Consider the following 14,417-nt stretch of genomic DNA (forward strand, 5'->3'; position numbering starts at 1 on the left):
GCGCAGTTCCCCGCGCCCCCATCAGGGGCGCGGGGAACTGCGCGACAAGCCGGCTGCGGTCCGCAGCCGAAGTTCCGCTCGCCGTCCGGGCGGTGGGCCGTCACCCTGGACGTCATGGCAGCAGCAGCACAGCCGGCCGACCCGGCGACCGATGACGACGACGTCGGGGCGGTCGTCACCCGGCTGCGCGGGCTGGTCGCCGCGCTGCCCGCGCAGGACGGCGTCGCGGACTTCACCGCCGCCTATCTGACCGTCACCGAGGCCCTGGCCGCGCACCTCGCGGCGGGCGGCTACTTCAAGGACCCGGCCGGGGTCGCCCGGCTGGACGTGCTGTTCGCCGGACGGTTCCTGGACGCCCTGACCGCCCCGCGGGCCCCGGCCTGCTGGCGCCCGCTGCTGGAGCTGCGGCTGCACCCGGGTGTGCTGCCGCTGCAGTTCGCGCTGTGCGGCATGAACGCCCACATCGAGCACGACCTGCCGCTGGCGGTGGTGGACGCCTGCACCGTGCTGGGCTGCTCCCCGGACGAGCTGAGCGGGGACTTCCACCGCGTCAACGACCTGCTGGCCCAGGTCGAGGAGCAGGTCAGGGACCGGCTGATGCCGGTCGTGGACCGGGACCTGGCGGCGGCAGAGCCGCTGCTGCACCTGCTCAGCGCCTGGAGCATCGACCGGGCCCGCGACGCCGCCTGGGCCTCGGCGGCCACCCTCTGGGAGCTGCGCGGGCGGCCCGACGCCTACCGGCTGGCGGCCGGAGCCCTGGACGACGCCACCGGCCTGGTCTGCCGCTGCCTGCTCACCCCGCTCGGACAGCTGCGGTGGGAGCAGGCAGCGCCGGCCCGGTCGCCGGGCTGACTACCAGCTGGCGTGCAACGGCTTGCCCTCGGCGTAGCCGGAGGCGCTCTGCACGCCGACCACGGCGTTCTCGCGGAACTCCTCCAGCGAGTGCGCGCCGGCGTAGGTGCAGGAGCTGCGGACCCCGGCGACGATCGAGTCGATCAGGTCCTCGACGCCGGGGCGGGCCGGGTCCAGGAACATCCGCGAGGTGGAGATGCCCTCCTCGAACAGCGCCTTGCGGGCCCGGTCGTAGGAGGACTCCTCGGAGGTCCGGTTGCGCACCGCGCGGGCCGAGGCCATCCCGAAGCTCTCCTTGTACTGGCGGCCGTCGGCGGCGGTCTGCAGGTCGCCGGGCGACTCGTAGGTCCCGGCGAACCAGGAGCCGATCATCACATTGGACGCGCCCGCGGCCAGCGCCATCGCCACGTCGCGCGGATGCCGCACGCCGCCGTCGGCCCAGACGTGCTTGCCCAGCCGGCGGGCCTCGGCGGCGCACTCCAGCACCGCGGAGAACTGCGGGCGGCCCACGCCGGTCATCATCCGGGTGGTGCACATGGCGCCGGGGCCGACGCCGACCTTGAGGATGTCCGCACCGGCCTCGACCAGGTCGCGGACGCCGGCGGCGGCGACCACGTTGCCGGCCACGATCGGCACCCGCGGGTCCAGGGCGCGCACGGCCTTCAGCGCGCTGATCATGGACTCCTGGTGCCCGTGCGCGGTGTCGACCACCAGCACGTCGGCACCGGCCGCCAGCAGCGCCTCGGCCTTGCCGGCCACATCGCCGTTGATGCCGACGGTGGCGGCGATCCGCAGCCGGCCCTGCGCGTCGACGGCAGGGCTGTAGAGGGTGGCCCGCAGTGCGTTCTTGCGGGTCAGGATGCCGACCAGCTGCCCCTTGCCGTCCACCACCGGGGCCAGCTTGCGGTGCGCGTTGGTGAGCCGGTCGAAGGCCTCGCGCGGCGCGATGCCCTCCTCCAGCAGCAGCAGGTCGGCCGACATCACCTGGGACAGGCTGGTGAAGCGGTCCACGCCCTGGCAGTCGGAGTCGGTGACCACGCCGACCGGCCGGCCGTCCTCGACCACGACCAGCGCGCCGTGGGCCCGCTTGGGCAGCAGCGACAGCGCGTCGGCGACGGTGGCGGACGGGGCCAGGGTGATCGCGGTGTCGTGCACCAGGTGGCGCTGCTTGACCCAGCCGACGACCTCGGAGACCACGTCCAGCGGGATGTCCTGCGGGATGGCCACCAGGCCACCGCGGCGGGCCACGGTCTCGGCCATCCGGCGCCCGGCGATGGCGGTCATATTGGCCACCACCAGCGGGATGGTGGTGCCGGTGCCGTCCTCCGAGGAGAGGTCGACGGCCTGCCGGGAGCCCACCGAGGAACGGCTGGGCACCATGAACACGTCGTCGTAGGTCAGGTCGTACGGCGCCGGGGGACGCTCGTCGAGACTGCCGGTCTGGGGGTTCAAGAAGCGCATCTGGGGGCTCTCTGCTGCGGCGGGGGGTACACCTCGGGTGCGGTCAGGAGCGCAGCACGGGCGCCCTGCACCCGACGTTCGATTCTCGTACATCGGACGAGAAGGGTCCAGCTCAGCGGCGTTTCCTGCGTTTCCGCACAGGCGCGGGCAATCGGCCGGGAACACGGCTTGTGGTTTCACACAAGCCGTGTTCGCTCAGCATCAGTGCCGATGCACCCAGGGTGAGCCCTCGGTGGCCGCGGCCGCCTGCTCGCGCAGCCTGCGGACCGCCTCGGCGGGGTCCGCAGCGCCGTAGACGGCGGAGCCGGCCACGAAGACGTCCGCGCCGGCGTCGGCGCAGCGCTCGATCGTCTCGGCGGAGACCCCGCCGTCGATCTGCAGCCACAGCTGCAGGCCGTGCCGGTTGATCAGCTCCCGGGTGCGGCGGATCTTCGGCAGCATGATGTCCAGGAAGGACTGGCCGCCGAAGCCCGGCTCCACGGTCATGATCAGCAGCATGTCCAGCTCGGGCAGCAGGTCCTCGTAGGGCTCGATCGGAGTGGCGGGCTTCAGCGCCATCGAGGCCCGGGCCCCGAGCGCGCGCAGCTCCCGGGCCAGCCGCACCGGCGCCGCCGCCGCCTCGACGTGGAAGGTCACCGATCCGGCGCCCGCCTCCGCGTACTGCGGGGCCCAGCGGTCCGGGTCCTCGATCATCAGATGGCAGTCGACCGGGATGTCGGTGGCCTTGCACAGCGACTCGACCACCGGCAGGCCCAGGGTCAGGTTGGGCACGAAGTGGTTGTCCATGACGTCGACGTGCAGCCAGTCCGCGCCGCGCACGGCCTCGGCCTCGTCGGCGAGCCGCGCGAAGTCCGCGGCCAGGATGCTGGGGCTGATCTGAGGGCTCATGGCGCCGATTATCCCTGGTGGAACCGGTGGTCAGGACGTCTTGCGCAGCAGCGCCAGATACATGGCGTCGGTGCCGTGCAGATGCGGCCACAGCTGCACGTCGGGGCCCTCGCCCAGGTCGGGCACGCCCGGCAGCAGCGGTCTGGCGTCGATGAACTCCACGTCGGTGCGCCCGCGCAGCACGCCCTGGACCACCACCCTGGTCTCGGCCAGATGCGGCGAGCAGGTGGCGTAGCCGACCACGCCGCCCGGACGGGTGGCGTCGATCGCCGACTCCAGCAGTCCGCGCTGCAGCGGCCCGAAGTTGGCGACGTCCTCCGGGCGCCGCCGCCAGCGCGACTCTGGACGGCGGCGCAGCGCGCCGAGCCCGCTGCAGGGGACGTCGACGAGCACCCGGTCGAAGCTCTCCGGACGCCAGGCGGGCCGCAGGCCGTCCGCGGTGATCACCGCGTAGGGTCCCGGGTTGCCGTGCAGGGCCTTGGCGACCAGCGCCGCCCGGTGCGGCTGCGACTCGGAGGCGACCAGCACGGCGTCCCGCTGCGCGGCCAGCGCGGCCAGCAGCGCGGCCTTGCCGCCGGGGCCCGCGCAGCCGTCCAGCCACAGCTCGTCGCGGCCCTCCACCGGGGCCGCCGCCAGCGCGGCGGCGACCAGCTGGCTGCCCTCGTCCTGGACCCCGGCCCGGTTCTCCGCCACCGCCGGGACCGCTGCCGGATCGCCGCCCTCGACCAGCCGCACGGCGTAGGGGGACCAGCGGCCGGCCTCGCTCTCCTCCTCGGGCAGCGAGTCGCGCAGCTCCTCCGCGGTGGAGCGGCCGGGACGGGCCACCAGCGTCACCGCGGGGCGCTCGTTGTCGGCGGCCAGCAGCTCGGAGACGGCGGTCCGGCCGCAGTGCTGCGGCTGCCAGACCCCCAACGAGTCCCAGAGCGCGGCGACCACCCAGCGCGGGTGCGAGTACAGCACCGCCAGGTGGTCCTCGGCGTCCTCCGCGTACGGGGGCGCGACCTGCTCCAGCCAGGTGTCCAGGTCCTGGGTGCTGATCTTGCGCATGACCGCGTTGACGAACTTGGCCCGGCCGTCGCCGAGGACCACCCGGGCCAGCTCGACGGTGGCGGAGACCGCGGCGTGCGGCGGGATCCGGGTGCCGAGCAGCTGGTGCGCGCCCAGCGACAGCACGTCCAGGACGTTGGGGTCGACCTTGCTCAGCGGACGGTCGATGCAGGCGCCGATGATGGCGTCGTACGTGCCGCGCATCCGCAGCGTGCCGTAGACCAGCTCGGTGGCGAAGGCCGCGTCCCGGCGCTCGAAGCCCTCGTTCTTCTCCGCCTTGCGCAGCAGCGAGGGCAGGATCAGGTTGGCGTACGCGTCCCGCTCGTCCACGGCGCGCAACGCGGTGAAGGCGACCATCCGGGCCGGGTCCTTCTTGGGTCGGCGGTGCGGACGGGGCGGCTTGCCGCCGGACTTCGGGGACGGGCCGGATGCCTGACTGCTCATGTGCTGCCTCGCAAAGGTGCTGACGTTGGTTATGGAGTACGCGGACGTGGGATACGGACCGGCTACCGGCCCAGGCGCTCGCCGGGCTCCAGGCGCGAGCCCCTCGCCCAGTCTCCCGCCGGCATCCGCTTCTTGCCCTGCGGCTGGACCTCGCCGAGCTCGATCTCATGGCTGCCGGTGCCGACCCGCACGGTGTTCTTGTTCACCGCGATCTCGCCGGGTGCCAGCTCCGAGCGGCCGGCCGCGAGCCGCACCGGGCCCAGCTTGAGCCGTTCGCCGCGGAACAGTGTCCAGGCGCCGGGGGCCGGGGAGCAGCCGCGGACCACCCGGTCCACCCGCAGCGCGGGGGCGGACCAGTCGACCCTGGCGTCCTCGACGGTGATCTTGGGCGCCAGGCTGACGCCGTCCGCGGGCTGCGGCCGGGCGCTGAGCTTCCCCTCCTCGATGCCGTCCATGGTCGCCACCAGCAGCCGCGCGCCGGAGCGGGACAGCCGTTCCAGCAGGTCGCCGCTGGTGTCGCCGGGGCGGACCAGCTCGGTGACCGTCCCGTAGACCGGCCCGGTGTCCAGGCCCTGCTCGATCTCGAAAGTGGAGGCGCCGGTGACCTCGTCACCGGCCAGCACCGCGTGCTGCACCGGAGCGGCGCCGCGCCAGGCCGGCAGCAGCGAGAAGTGCAGGTTCACCCAGCCGTGCCGGGGGATGTCCAGCGCCGCCTTGGGCAGCAGCGCGCCGTAGGCGACCACCGGGCAGCAGTCGGGGGCCAGCCGTGCCAGCCGCTCCAGGAACTCGGGCTCGCGCGGACGCCCCGGCTTGAGCACCTCGATGCCGTGCTGCTCGGCCAGCTGCGCCACCGGGCTGGCGACCAGCTTGCGGCCGCGGCCCGCGAGCGCGTCGGGGCGGGTCACCACGGCGGCCACCTCGTGCCGGGAGGCGATCAGCGCCTCCAGGGCGGGCAGGGCGGGCTCGGGCGTACCGGCGAATACCAGCTTCAACGGAGGTGCCTCTCGGGACGGTGCGGCAGGACGGCGGAACGGACGACGGGACGGACGACGGGGGCGGCGCTGCCGGGGCAGCGGGCGGAGCGGGTCAGAGCGCGCGGCCGAAGGTGCTGTGCGGGGAGACCTTCACCTGCGGCGCCGAGTCCCCGGCCCACTCGGCCTCGCGGACGGCCCGCAGTGCGGCCTTGCGCTGCTCGCGGTCCAGCCGGTCGATGAAGATGATGCCGTCGAGGTGGTCGGTCTCGTGCTGGATGCAGCGGGCCAGCAGCTGGGTGCCCTCGATGGTGACCGGGTCGCCGTACTCGTTGAAGCCCTTGGCGACGACCCCGTAGGCGCGCTTGCAGTCGAAGGTCAGTCCGGGCAGGGACAGGCAGCCCTCGGGGCCTTCCTGCTCCTCCTCGGTGAGGTCGAGCCGGGGGTTGACCAGATGCCCGACGACGCCGTCCACGTGGTAGGTGAACACCCGCAGCGAGACGCCGATCTGCGGGGCGGCCAGGCCCGATCCGGGGGCGTCCTTCATGGTCTCGGTGAGGTCCCTGACCAGGGTGCGCAGCTCCTTGTCGAACACCGTCACCGGTTGGGCCGCCAGCCGGAGCACCGGGTCGCCGAAGATGCGGATGGGCTGAATCGCCACGGAACGGGCTCCCGTCGGTCAGGGTGGAGGCGTGCAGCAACACGACGTGCACAGACACGCCAGTCTACTGAGGTCTACGGGCCCCGGACCCCGGATGCCCGGCAGCCCTCCCAGGTCGGACCAGGTCGCACGCCCCCAATCGCACGGCGTGCGAATCTCTCCGCACGCCCCGCCGTGACCAGTCGGGCACTTGAGCCGTTGGTCAAAGGAGATTGACCGCCGGTTCCGAGAGGCTCTCCATACCATGGCCGACCACGCCACCCACGACGCCCGAGCACGGGCCAGTCTGCATCTGCTGGTGCGGGACATCGAGCGGGTGCGGCGCCAGGTCGACGCGCTGCGTACGCTCACCGCACAGCTCGGCAACGTCTACCGCCCGCGCCGTCCCACCACCTCCGCCGGGTTCGTCGTCTACGGACGCGCCCCCGCGCCCACGGTGCGGCTGGCGCAGGAACTCAGGGACAGCGTGGAGGGCCTGGTCGCCGCCGCGGTGGAGTTCGACCGCTCGCTGGGCTTCTCCTGGGACGCCGTCGGCTCCGCACTGGGCGTCACCAAGCAGGCCGTGCACCGCCGGTACGGGGTGCGGCGGCCGGCGGACGGCGCGGTCGCCGGCGTCCCCGAGCAGAGCGGTGTCCGCGGGACCTCGGCCGAGGCGCTCGCCGAGGTGCTCGACGCCACGGGCGGCCAGGGGCTGGCCGGGAGCGGCGGCGTACAGATCCCCGGCGGCCTCTCCCGCGCCATCCCGGCCGCGCGCCGCGACCAGCCCGGCGGCCAGCCCGAGCCCGCCCCTGAGCCGGCCGAGAACTCCCGGCGCTAGGTGGGATCTTCGGCCGCGGGTTGTGCATGACTTGTCGCGCAGTTCCCCGCGCCCCTACCTGGTTGCAACTGAGCCACTGTGGGTGAGTTGCAATCACCCAGGGGCGCGGGGAACTGCGCGACAAGCCAGGCACACGCCGCACCCGCAAACCCTCCGTCAGCCGATGTCCGGCGGATCGATCCGCACCCGCACAGGCTCTGCGGACCGCCGGACCAGCTGGGCGACCTGAGCCGCCTTCAGCGCCGCGGCCAGCGCCGCCCCACGGCCGGGGTCGACCCGCAGCAGCACCCGCTCCAGCGGCTCCCCCCCGGCGCCGCCCGCGCCGCCGGAGCCGCGACCCCGTACCGGGACCTGCACCGGGCCCAGCACGTCGCCGCCCTCCGGCAGCCTCAGCAGGCCGAGCAGGTCCTCGACCGAGCCCGCGCTGCCGGTCACCGACGCCATCCGGGAGACCGGCGGGAAGCGCAGTTCGGCCCGCTCGCCCAGCTCCGTCGCGGCGAACCCGGCGGGATCCCACCGCACCAGGGCCTGCACCGGGCGCAGCGTCTCCTCCGCGACGATCACCACCGTGCCGCCCTGCTCGCGGGGCCGCACCAGCCCCGCCGCATTGGTCCAGCGCCGCAGCGCGTCCTCGCCGGCCCTCAGGTCGGCCCGGCCCAGCAGCGCCCAGCCGTCCAGCAGCAGCGCGGCCGCATAGCCGCCGCCCTCGGCGACCGGCTCCGCCCCCGGTGTGGCCACCACCAGCGCCGGGGAGTCCGGCACCGAGTCCAGCACCTCGGCCCGGCCCGAGGTGAGCACCGGGACCAGCGGGAAGGCGCGGCCCAGTTCCTCGGCGGTCCGGCCGGATCCGACCACCTGTGCCCTGAGCCTGCTGCCGCCGCACTCCCGGCAGTGCCAGTCGGCCTCCGACCGCCCGCACCAGGCGCAGGTCAGCACCCCGTCCGCGCCCGGCAGCGCCAGCGGTCCGGCGCAGTGCGCACAGCGCGCGGCCTCCCGGCAGCGGGTGCAGGCCAGCCTCGGCACATAGCCGCGCCGCGGCACCTGTACCAGCACCGGACCGCGCTCCAGCGCCTCCCTGGCCACCCGCCAGGCGTGCGAAGGCAGTCGGGCCGCCCGGGCCGCCGCGTCGTCCGACTGGTCCCGGTCCGAGACGGTGCGCACCAGCGGGGCGCTGCGCCGCACCTGCTCCCGGTCGGCCGCCAGCGGCCTGGCCCAGCCGGTGCGCAGCAGCTGCGCCGCCTCCACCGTGGTGGTCAGTCCGCCGATCAGCACCGCAGCCCCGGCCTCGGCCGCGCGCAGCAGCAGCACGTCGCGGGCGTGCGGGTAGGGGGCGCGCTCGTCGCTGAGCCGGTCGTCGCCGTCGTCCCAGACCGCGAGCAGCCCCAGGTCGCGCACCGGCGCGAACATCGCCGCCCTGGTGCCCACCACGGCGCGCACCGAGCCGCGGCTGACCGCCAGCCAGCGGCGGTAGCGCTCCTCGGCGCCGTGCTCGGCCGTCAGCGCCACGTGACGGCCCGAGCCCAGCAGCTCCAGCAGCGCCGCGTCCAACCGGGCCACCGAGCGGCCGTCCGGCAGCACCACCAGGGCCCCCCGCCCGGAGGCCAGCGCCGCCGCCACCGCCACCGCCAGCTCCTGCGGCCAGCTGCCGCCGGGCAGCGCCGCCCACACGGCCCGCGGCGCGCCCTGGCCGGCCAGCGCCGCCAGAAAGGCCGGACCCTGCGGATAACGCGTCCAGGAGCCGGCCTCCGGCGCAGCCGGCGGCGGCAGCGGCTCCGGTGAGGGGGCCGCCTCGGCCCGGCCGTGCTTGGGCGGCACCGCCAGCTGCAGCACGTCCGCCAGCGTCCCGGCGTAGCGGTCGGCGACGGCCCGGCACAACCGCAGCAGCTCCGGCGACAGCACCGGCTCCGGCGACAGCACCTGGCTCAGCGGCGCCAGCGGGCCCGCGTAGTCCGACGCCGCCAGCCGTTCGACGACGAAGCCGTCGATGAGAGTGCCGCCCTCGCGGCGGCCCTTCACCACCCGCGCGCCGAACCTGACTCGGACCCGGACGCCCGGCTGGGCCGCCTCGTCCAGATCCGCCGGGACGGAGTAGTCGAAGTACTGGTCGATCACCAGGACACCCTTGTTGACGACCACTCGGGCCACCGGCAGCCGGGTCGCGGTCACCTTGGGGCCGGCCTTGGGCCGTGCCCTGGCCTTGGCCTTCTTCAGCTCCGCGCGGACCAGCTCCAGCTGCTCCCCGGCCCCTTCGGAGGCCGGGGCGCTGTCGGGGGAGCCGGTGGTGCCGTTCATGCCCCCAGTCCTACCAGAGCCGACCGACAGATCCCGATGCCGGGACGGCCGCGGAGTGAAGCGGTCGCCACCGGCGGACAAACCTCTTTACAACATGCTTATGTCGGTCAAATCAGGGTAATTAGGACTGCATTCACCGGTAGCGATCCGAGGTGACGGCCATGGCGACGGAGGTCGCGCCCAACGGGAAGACCCAGGCCGGTCTCAAACGTGAAATCGGCCTGATCGGACTGACCTGGACGTCCGTGGGTTCCATCATCGGGTCGGGCTGGCTGTTCGGCGCACTGTTCGCCGCCCAGGCCGCAGGCACCGCGGCCCTCATCTCGTGGGGCATCGGCGCAGCCGCCATCATCGTCCTGGCATTCGTCCACGCGGAGCTGGGGGCGATGTACCCGGTGGCCGGCGGCACCGCCCGATTTCCGCACTACGCCTTCGGCAGCGTCGCGGGCGCGTCCTTCGGCTGGTTCTCCTGGCTGCAGGCCGTGACGGTGGCCCCGATCGAGGTCATGGCCGCGCTCAACTACCTCAGCGTGCATGCGGGCTGGGTGCAGACCAGCAAGAACCACCTGACCGGCGGAGGGTACGCGCTGGCCGTGGCGTTCATGGCCTTCTTCGTGATCGTCAACTACTTCGGCATCCGGATCCTCGCCCACACCAACAGCACCGCGACCTGGTGGAAGATCGGCGTGCCGCTGCTGACCATCTTCGCGCTCGCCATCACCCGGTTCCACGGCAGCAACTTCGGCTACCAGGGCTTCTCGCCCTTCGGAGCCCAGGGCGTACTGTCCGCCGTGAGCACCAGCGGCATCATCTTCGCGCTGCTCGGTTTCGAGCAGGCGGACCAGCTCGCAGGTGAGAGCCGCAACCCCGCCAGGGACATCCCGCGCGCCGTGATCGGATCCATCCTGATCGGCGCGTTCATCTACATCGCCCTGCAGGTCGTCTTCATCGCCGCGCTACCGCACAGCGCGTTCGCCCACGGCTGGGCCAATCTGACGTTCACCGCCAAGGCCGGCCCGTTCGCCGGACTGGCGACCACGGTGGGTCTGGGCTGGCTGGCCACGCTGCTCTACATCGACGCCGTGATCTCCCCGGCCGGGACCGGACTGATCTACACCACCGCCACCTCCAGGGTGTCCTTCGGGCTGTCCCGCAACGGCTACGTCCCCTCGGTCTTCGAGCGCACCACCAAGCGCGGCGTCCCCTGGTTCGGCCTGCTCTTCGCGTTCGTCATGGGTCTGGTCGTCTTCCTCCCCTTCCCGACCTGGCAGAAGCTGGTCGGCTTCGTCACCTCGGCCAGCGTCCTGATGTACGCGGGAGCGCCACTGGCCTTCGGCGTGCTGCGCAAGTCCGACCCCGACCGGCACCGCCCCTACCGGCTCCCCTGGGGCGGCTTCTGGTCACCGATCGCCTTCATCGTCGCCAACCTGATCATCTACTGGTCCGGGTTCGACACCCTGTGGCGGCTCGGCATCGGCATCGTCCTGGGCTACGTGCTGCTCGGCGGCTCCGCACTGTTCAAGCTCAACTCGCACACCCCCCACCTGGACTGGAGGGCCGCCCAATGGCTCCCGGTCTACCTGATCGGCATGGGCCTGATCTCCTGGCAGGGCGGCTTCTGCAGCACCGGACCGGCCTCCACGGCCTCCTGCGGCGCCACCGGCAACATCCCGCTGTGGTGGGACATCGGCATCGTCGCCGCCTTCAGCCTGGCGATCTACTACTGGGCCCAGGCCGTACGGCTGCCCGCCGCGGAGACCCAGGAGTACATCGGCACCGTGGACACCGGGATGGGACCCGAGCTCAAGTGAACCGGCCGCCGCACCCTGCTGGAGGACACCGTGAGCGACAACTCCACCACCTCGGCGCGGCACATCGTCGTCGGCGTCGACAGGTCGGCCAACGCCGCCCGCGCCGCCGCCTGGGCGGCCGGAGAGGCGGCCGACCGGGGTCTGCCACTGCACCTGGTGCACGCGCTGGACCTGCCGGACGCCGCAGGCAGGGTCATGGAACCGCCCCACTACGCCCGGACCCAGCGTGAGGAGGCCGAGGACCTGCTGCACCGCACCGCCGCTGAGACCCGCAAGCTGCGCCCGGCCCTGACCGTCACCACGGAGGTCTCCGACCTGGGCGCACCCGAGACCCTGGTCGACCTGAGCGACGACGCCGCGTTCCTGGTCACCGGCACCCGTGGACACGGGGGCTTCGCAGGCATGCTGCTCGGCTCGGTCAGCCTGAAACTGGCAGCCCACGCCCACAGCCCTGTGGTCGTGGTACGCGGCGAGGCCCCCGCCGACCCGGTCCAGGAGATCGTGCTCGGCGTGGAGCCGGACGAACCCGAGCCGGCCATCCGGTTCGCGTTCGAGTCCGCCGCGGGACTGGGCGCCCGGGTGCGCGCCGTTCGCGCATGGCGGCCACCGGCCGGGCTGCGGGGCGCCGATGCCCTGACCGACCGCGAGCACACGGAAACGGGCCAGGTCGACGACCTGCTCGGGCCCATCCGCCAGGAGCATCCCGGCGTGACGGTGACGACCGCCGTCGTGCGCGGCAACGCGGTGCCCGTACTGATCGAGGCCGCACGGGGGGCGCGCATGCTCGTGGTCGGAGCACATCGACACCGCACTCCCCTGTCCGTCGGCGCCGGCTATGTCGTGGACGGGCTGCTCGCACACTCACCGACCCCCGTCGCCGTCGTACCGACCGGGTGAGGCACGGGCACGGACGCTGACGGGCACGGTGGACCGATCGGCCGGACGGGTGGACCTGGGCGGCCGTGCCGTGTCCTGTGCAGGTGCAGCGGGTCATCCGGTTGACAGTCGAAGTCGATCAAAACCGACGGTACGACTATCTGCCATGACCGCCCGGAGGAACAGCCCCATGCGCCCAGCACCGCACGCACTCAGACGCACATTCAGCATCGGTATGATCATCGCTGGATTCGCGGTGGGCGGCTCTGCCGTCAGCCCGATCCAGGCCGCCTTCGCCGCACCGGCCCCGGGAGACAACGGGGACGTCAAGGTGCACCGCACCACGACCGCCGTCTCCAACGAGATGGACGACCCCAAGGTGTGCAAGTTCTACCTGGACGCCTTCAATTTCGACACCGTCCAGCAGGTCACCTACTCGATCTCCCAGCAGCCGCCCACCGGCCACAAGAAGGTGCTTTCCGGATCACTCACCCTCAACGGCGGCACCGGACACACCGGAACGCTCAGTCTGCCGAACGGCCACTACAAGCTGACCTGGAAGTTCAACGGCGAAAAGGGCAGCGCCAAGCACAAGGTCTTCATGGTCAGCTGTCCGCCGGTCAGCACCCCGCCCGGCGGCGGCGGCCCGGGAGGGACCCCGCCCGGAGCCGGGCTCCCTGGCGGACCGTCAGGAACCGGCGCTCTGCCCTCCGGCAGCGTCATGGCGGGACACGGTACGAGCACTAAGGGCCCCAGCGCCGCCGAGATCGGTGGAGGCGCGGCCCTGCTGACGGCCGCCGCCGGGGTGTTCCTGCTGCGTACCCGAACCCGGATCCGGATCCAGCGCAGGCTCGACCGCGCGCACACCGAGTCCTAGCAAGGAGGCGGACCACGCAGCACTCGGGCGGGCCGCCGACGGCGCGGCGCCTGGTTCGGAGCCGATCCGTGCGAGGCGCCGCAGCGGCCGTCCCGCGCCCGCCGGAGGCGCAATCCCTCCCCCGCCCGTGTGCATGAAAGGGGCCGCCCCATGTCGTTCCCCCCGTCGCCAACGGCGCCCGTCCGGAGGCCGGTGTGAGCAGACGGCGCAGGTGCGACGACAGAGTGATGGCGCTGGTACTGACGGCAGCCGTGGGCGCGGGTGCGTGGATGCTCTACGACGGATCCCGGACCGAGCACCCGCCCCAGCCCTCCGTGGCGGACGCGTTCCCCACGCCCGGCCCGCACCTCCTCGGTACCCCCGCGCCCGGCACCGCGGCTTCGACCGGGCCGAAGGTGAGCCCGCTGCCGCCGTCGGCACCCGTACGGATCAGGATCCCGGCGATCAACCTGAACGCCCCGCTCGCGCGGGTCGGGCTGAACCGGAGCGGCGGACTGCGGGTCCCGGACGCACCCGGCCGCGATGTCGCCGGCTGGTACGAAGGCGGACCCGCGCCCGGGGCCGCGGGCAACGCGATCGTCGACGGTCATGTCGACAGCGACAAGGGGCCGGCCGTGTTCTTCCTCGTGGGCGCGCTCCACAAGGGCAACACCATCGAGGTCGACCGAACGGACGGGCGAGCCGCGCTGTTCTCCATCGACGCCATCGAGGTCTACCCGAAGAGCGCGTTCCCCTCCGCCCGCGTCTACGGTCCCACGGCGGACCCGCAACTACGGCTGATCACCTGCGGGGGCGGCTACAACAAGGCTGCCGGGTACCTGGGCAATATCGTCGTCTACGCCCACCTGACCGCCACCCGCGCCGAGGCCCGCGACGCCGCGCCCGCCTGACCCCCGCCGACCCGACCCCTTGTCCGGCCGTGTCGCCTGTCCCCCGCCTCCGTGCTCGACGACAATCCAGTCATGGCGAACATTGACGAGTACGGCGGCGGACAGCACACCCCTGACGTCCTGGTGGTCACCACCAACGACATCCCCGGCTACAAGGTCGAGCGCATCATCGGCGAGGTCTTCGGCCTCACCGTCCGGTCCCGCAACATCGGCAGCCAACTCGGCGCGAGCTTCAAGTCCCTGGCCGGCGGTGAGCTCCGCGGGCTGACCAAGACGCTGGTCGAGAGCCGCAACCAGGCCATGGACCGCCTCATCGAGCAGGCCCGCGCACGCGGCGGGAACGCCGTCCTGATGATGAGGTTCGACGTCACGGAGGCGGGTGGGAACGGAACGGAGATCTGTGCCTACGGCACCGCCGCCGTCATCAGCCCGGCCGGGTGAGACGGCCTCCCCCGCGAACGGCTGAGGGCCCCTCCGGACTGCTCCGGAGGGGCCCTCAGCCGTTGTTCTCGAGGCGAATGCCGTGTGAG

General features: G+C 73.1%; 13 protein-coding genes. 7 read left to right on the forward strand and 6 right to left on the reverse strand.

Features of this window, described 5'->3' with window-relative positions:
* Positions 1–114 precede the first annotated feature (114 nt).
* Entirely contained in the window at positions 115–852 is a 738-nt protein-coding gene (locus TR46_RS28175) for a DUF5995 family protein (protein WP_042406551.1), read from the forward strand.
* On the opposite strand, the gene TR46_RS28180 is transcribed toward TR46_RS28175, so the two are convergent.
* From TR46_RS28180 to def, 5 genes are all read right to left on the reverse strand, one after another.
* Complete coding sequence (locus TR46_RS28180) at positions 853–2,313, reverse strand: GuaB1 family IMP dehydrogenase-related protein (RefSeq protein WP_042406555.1); 1,461 nt, start codon at positions 2,311–2,313, stop codon at positions 853–855.
* A 201-nt stretch (positions 2,314–2,514) separates the two neighbouring features.
* Positions 2,515–3,201, reverse strand: coding sequence for a ribulose-phosphate 3-epimerase (gene rpe, locus TR46_RS28185; protein ID WP_042406558.1), 687 nt, complete (start codon positions 3,199–3,201; stop codon positions 2,515–2,517).
* A 30-nt stretch (positions 3,202–3,231) separates the two neighbouring features.
* Positions 3,232–4,692 (reverse strand): RsmB/NOP family class I SAM-dependent RNA methyltransferase, encoded by a 1,461-nt coding sequence (locus TR46_RS28190; RefSeq protein ID WP_042406561.1) that lies wholly within the window; start codon positions 4,690–4,692, stop codon positions 3,232–3,234.
* A 62-nt stretch (positions 4,693–4,754) separates the two neighbouring features.
* The gene (fmt, locus tag TR46_RS28195; RefSeq protein ID WP_042406569.1) at positions 4,755–5,684 is read right to left on the reverse strand and encodes a methionyl-tRNA formyltransferase; all 930 of its coding nucleotides are present in this window, start codon (positions 5,682–5,684) and stop codon (positions 4,755–4,757) included.
* 94 nt (positions 5,685–5,778) lie between these two features.
* Entirely contained in the window at positions 5,779–6,324 is a 546-nt protein-coding gene (gene def / locus TR46_RS28200; RefSeq protein ID WP_042406571.1) for a peptide deformylase, read from the reverse strand.
* A 244-nt stretch (positions 6,325–6,568) separates the two neighbouring features.
* Here def and TR46_RS28205 point away from each other — a divergent pair, with 244 nt between their 5' ends.
* Positions 6,569–7,141: a hypothetical protein gene (locus tag TR46_RS28205; protein ID WP_042406575.1), complete on the forward strand. Its 573-nt coding sequence runs from the start codon at positions 6,569–6,571 to the stop codon at positions 7,139–7,141.
* Between the two features lie 156 nt (positions 7,142–7,297).
* Here the strand turns inward: TR46_RS28205 and TR46_RS28210 are convergent, their stop codons facing one another.
* On the reverse strand, positions 7,298–9,433 hold the full coding sequence (locus TR46_RS28210) for a primosomal protein N' (protein WP_042406579.1): 2,136 nt from the start codon (positions 9,431–9,433) through the stop codon (positions 7,298–7,300).
* 161 nt (positions 9,434–9,594) lie between these two features.
* Here TR46_RS28210 and TR46_RS28215 point away from each other — a divergent pair, with 161 nt between their 5' ends.
* The 5 genes from TR46_RS28215 to TR46_RS28235 all read left to right on the forward strand — a co-directional run bounded on the left by TR46_RS28215 (position 9,595) and on the right by TR46_RS28235 (position 14,328).
* Complete coding sequence (locus TR46_RS28215) at positions 9,595–11,244, forward strand: APC family permease (RefSeq protein ID WP_042406582.1); 1,650 nt, start codon at positions 9,595–9,597, stop codon at positions 11,242–11,244.
* 30 nt (positions 11,245–11,274) lie between these two features.
* On the forward strand, positions 11,275–12,141 hold the full coding sequence (locus TR46_RS28220) for a universal stress protein (protein WP_042406585.1): 867 nt from the start codon (positions 11,275–11,277) through the stop codon (positions 12,139–12,141).
* 214 nt (positions 12,142–12,355) lie between these two features.
* Positions 12,356–12,997 carry a hypothetical protein gene (locus tag TR46_RS42620; protein WP_042406587.1) on the forward strand — a complete coding sequence of 214 codons (642 nt, stop codon included), beginning with the start codon at positions 12,356–12,358 and terminating at the stop codon, positions 12,995–12,997.
* A 227-nt stretch (positions 12,998–13,224) separates the two neighbouring features.
* Positions 13,225–13,887, forward strand: a complete 663-nt coding sequence (locus TR46_RS28230; protein ID WP_042406589.1) for a class F sortase — start codon at positions 13,225–13,227, stop codon at positions 13,885–13,887.
* Between the two features lie 72 nt (positions 13,888–13,959).
* Positions 13,960–14,328, forward strand: coding sequence for a YbjQ family protein (locus TR46_RS28235; protein ID WP_042406592.1), 369 nt, complete (start codon positions 13,960–13,962; stop codon positions 14,326–14,328).
* The last annotated feature ends 89 nt before the right edge of the window (positions 14,329–14,417 follow it).

Origin of the sequence: Streptacidiphilus carbonis (assembly GCF_000787775.1) — a bacterium.
In the GTDB taxonomy this organism is placed as follows: domain Bacteria; phylum Actinomycetota; class Actinomycetes; order Streptomycetales; family Streptomycetaceae; genus Streptacidiphilus; species Streptacidiphilus carbonis.

Coding starts and splice junctions, on each gene's coding strand:
- TR46_RS28175 (WP_042406551.1), top strand. CDS start 115: ATGGCAGCAGCAGCACAGCCGGCCGACCCGGCGACCGATGACGACGAC.
- TR46_RS28180 (WP_042406555.1), bottom strand. CDS start 2,313: ATGCGCTTCTTGAACCCCCAGACCGGCAGTCTCGACGAGCGTCCCCCG.
- rpe (WP_042406558.1), bottom strand. CDS start 3,201: ATGAGCCCTCAGATCAGCCCCAGCATCCTGGCCGCGGACTTCGCGCGG.
- TR46_RS28190 (WP_042406561.1), bottom strand. CDS start 4,692: ATGAGCAGTCAGGCATCCGGCCCGTCCCCGAAGTCCGGCGGCAAGCCG.
- TR46_RS28205 (WP_042406575.1), top strand. CDS start 6,569: ATGGCCGACCACGCCACCCACGACGCCCGAGCACGGGCCAGTCTGCAT.
- TR46_RS28210 (WP_042406579.1), bottom strand. CDS start 9,433: ATGAACGGCACCACCGGCTCCCCCGACAGCGCCCCGGCCTCCGAAGGG.
- TR46_RS28215 (WP_042406582.1), top strand. CDS start 9,595: ATGGCGACGGAGGTCGCGCCCAACGGGAAGACCCAGGCCGGTCTCAAA.
- TR46_RS42620 (WP_042406587.1), top strand. CDS start 12,356: ATGATCATCGCTGGATTCGCGGTGGGCGGCTCTGCCGTCAGCCCGATC.
- TR46_RS28230 (WP_042406589.1), top strand. CDS start 13,225: ATGGCGCTGGTACTGACGGCAGCCGTGGGCGCGGGTGCGTGGATGCTC.
- TR46_RS28235 (WP_042406592.1), top strand. CDS start 13,960: ATGGCGAACATTGACGAGTACGGCGGCGGACAGCACACCCCTGACGTC.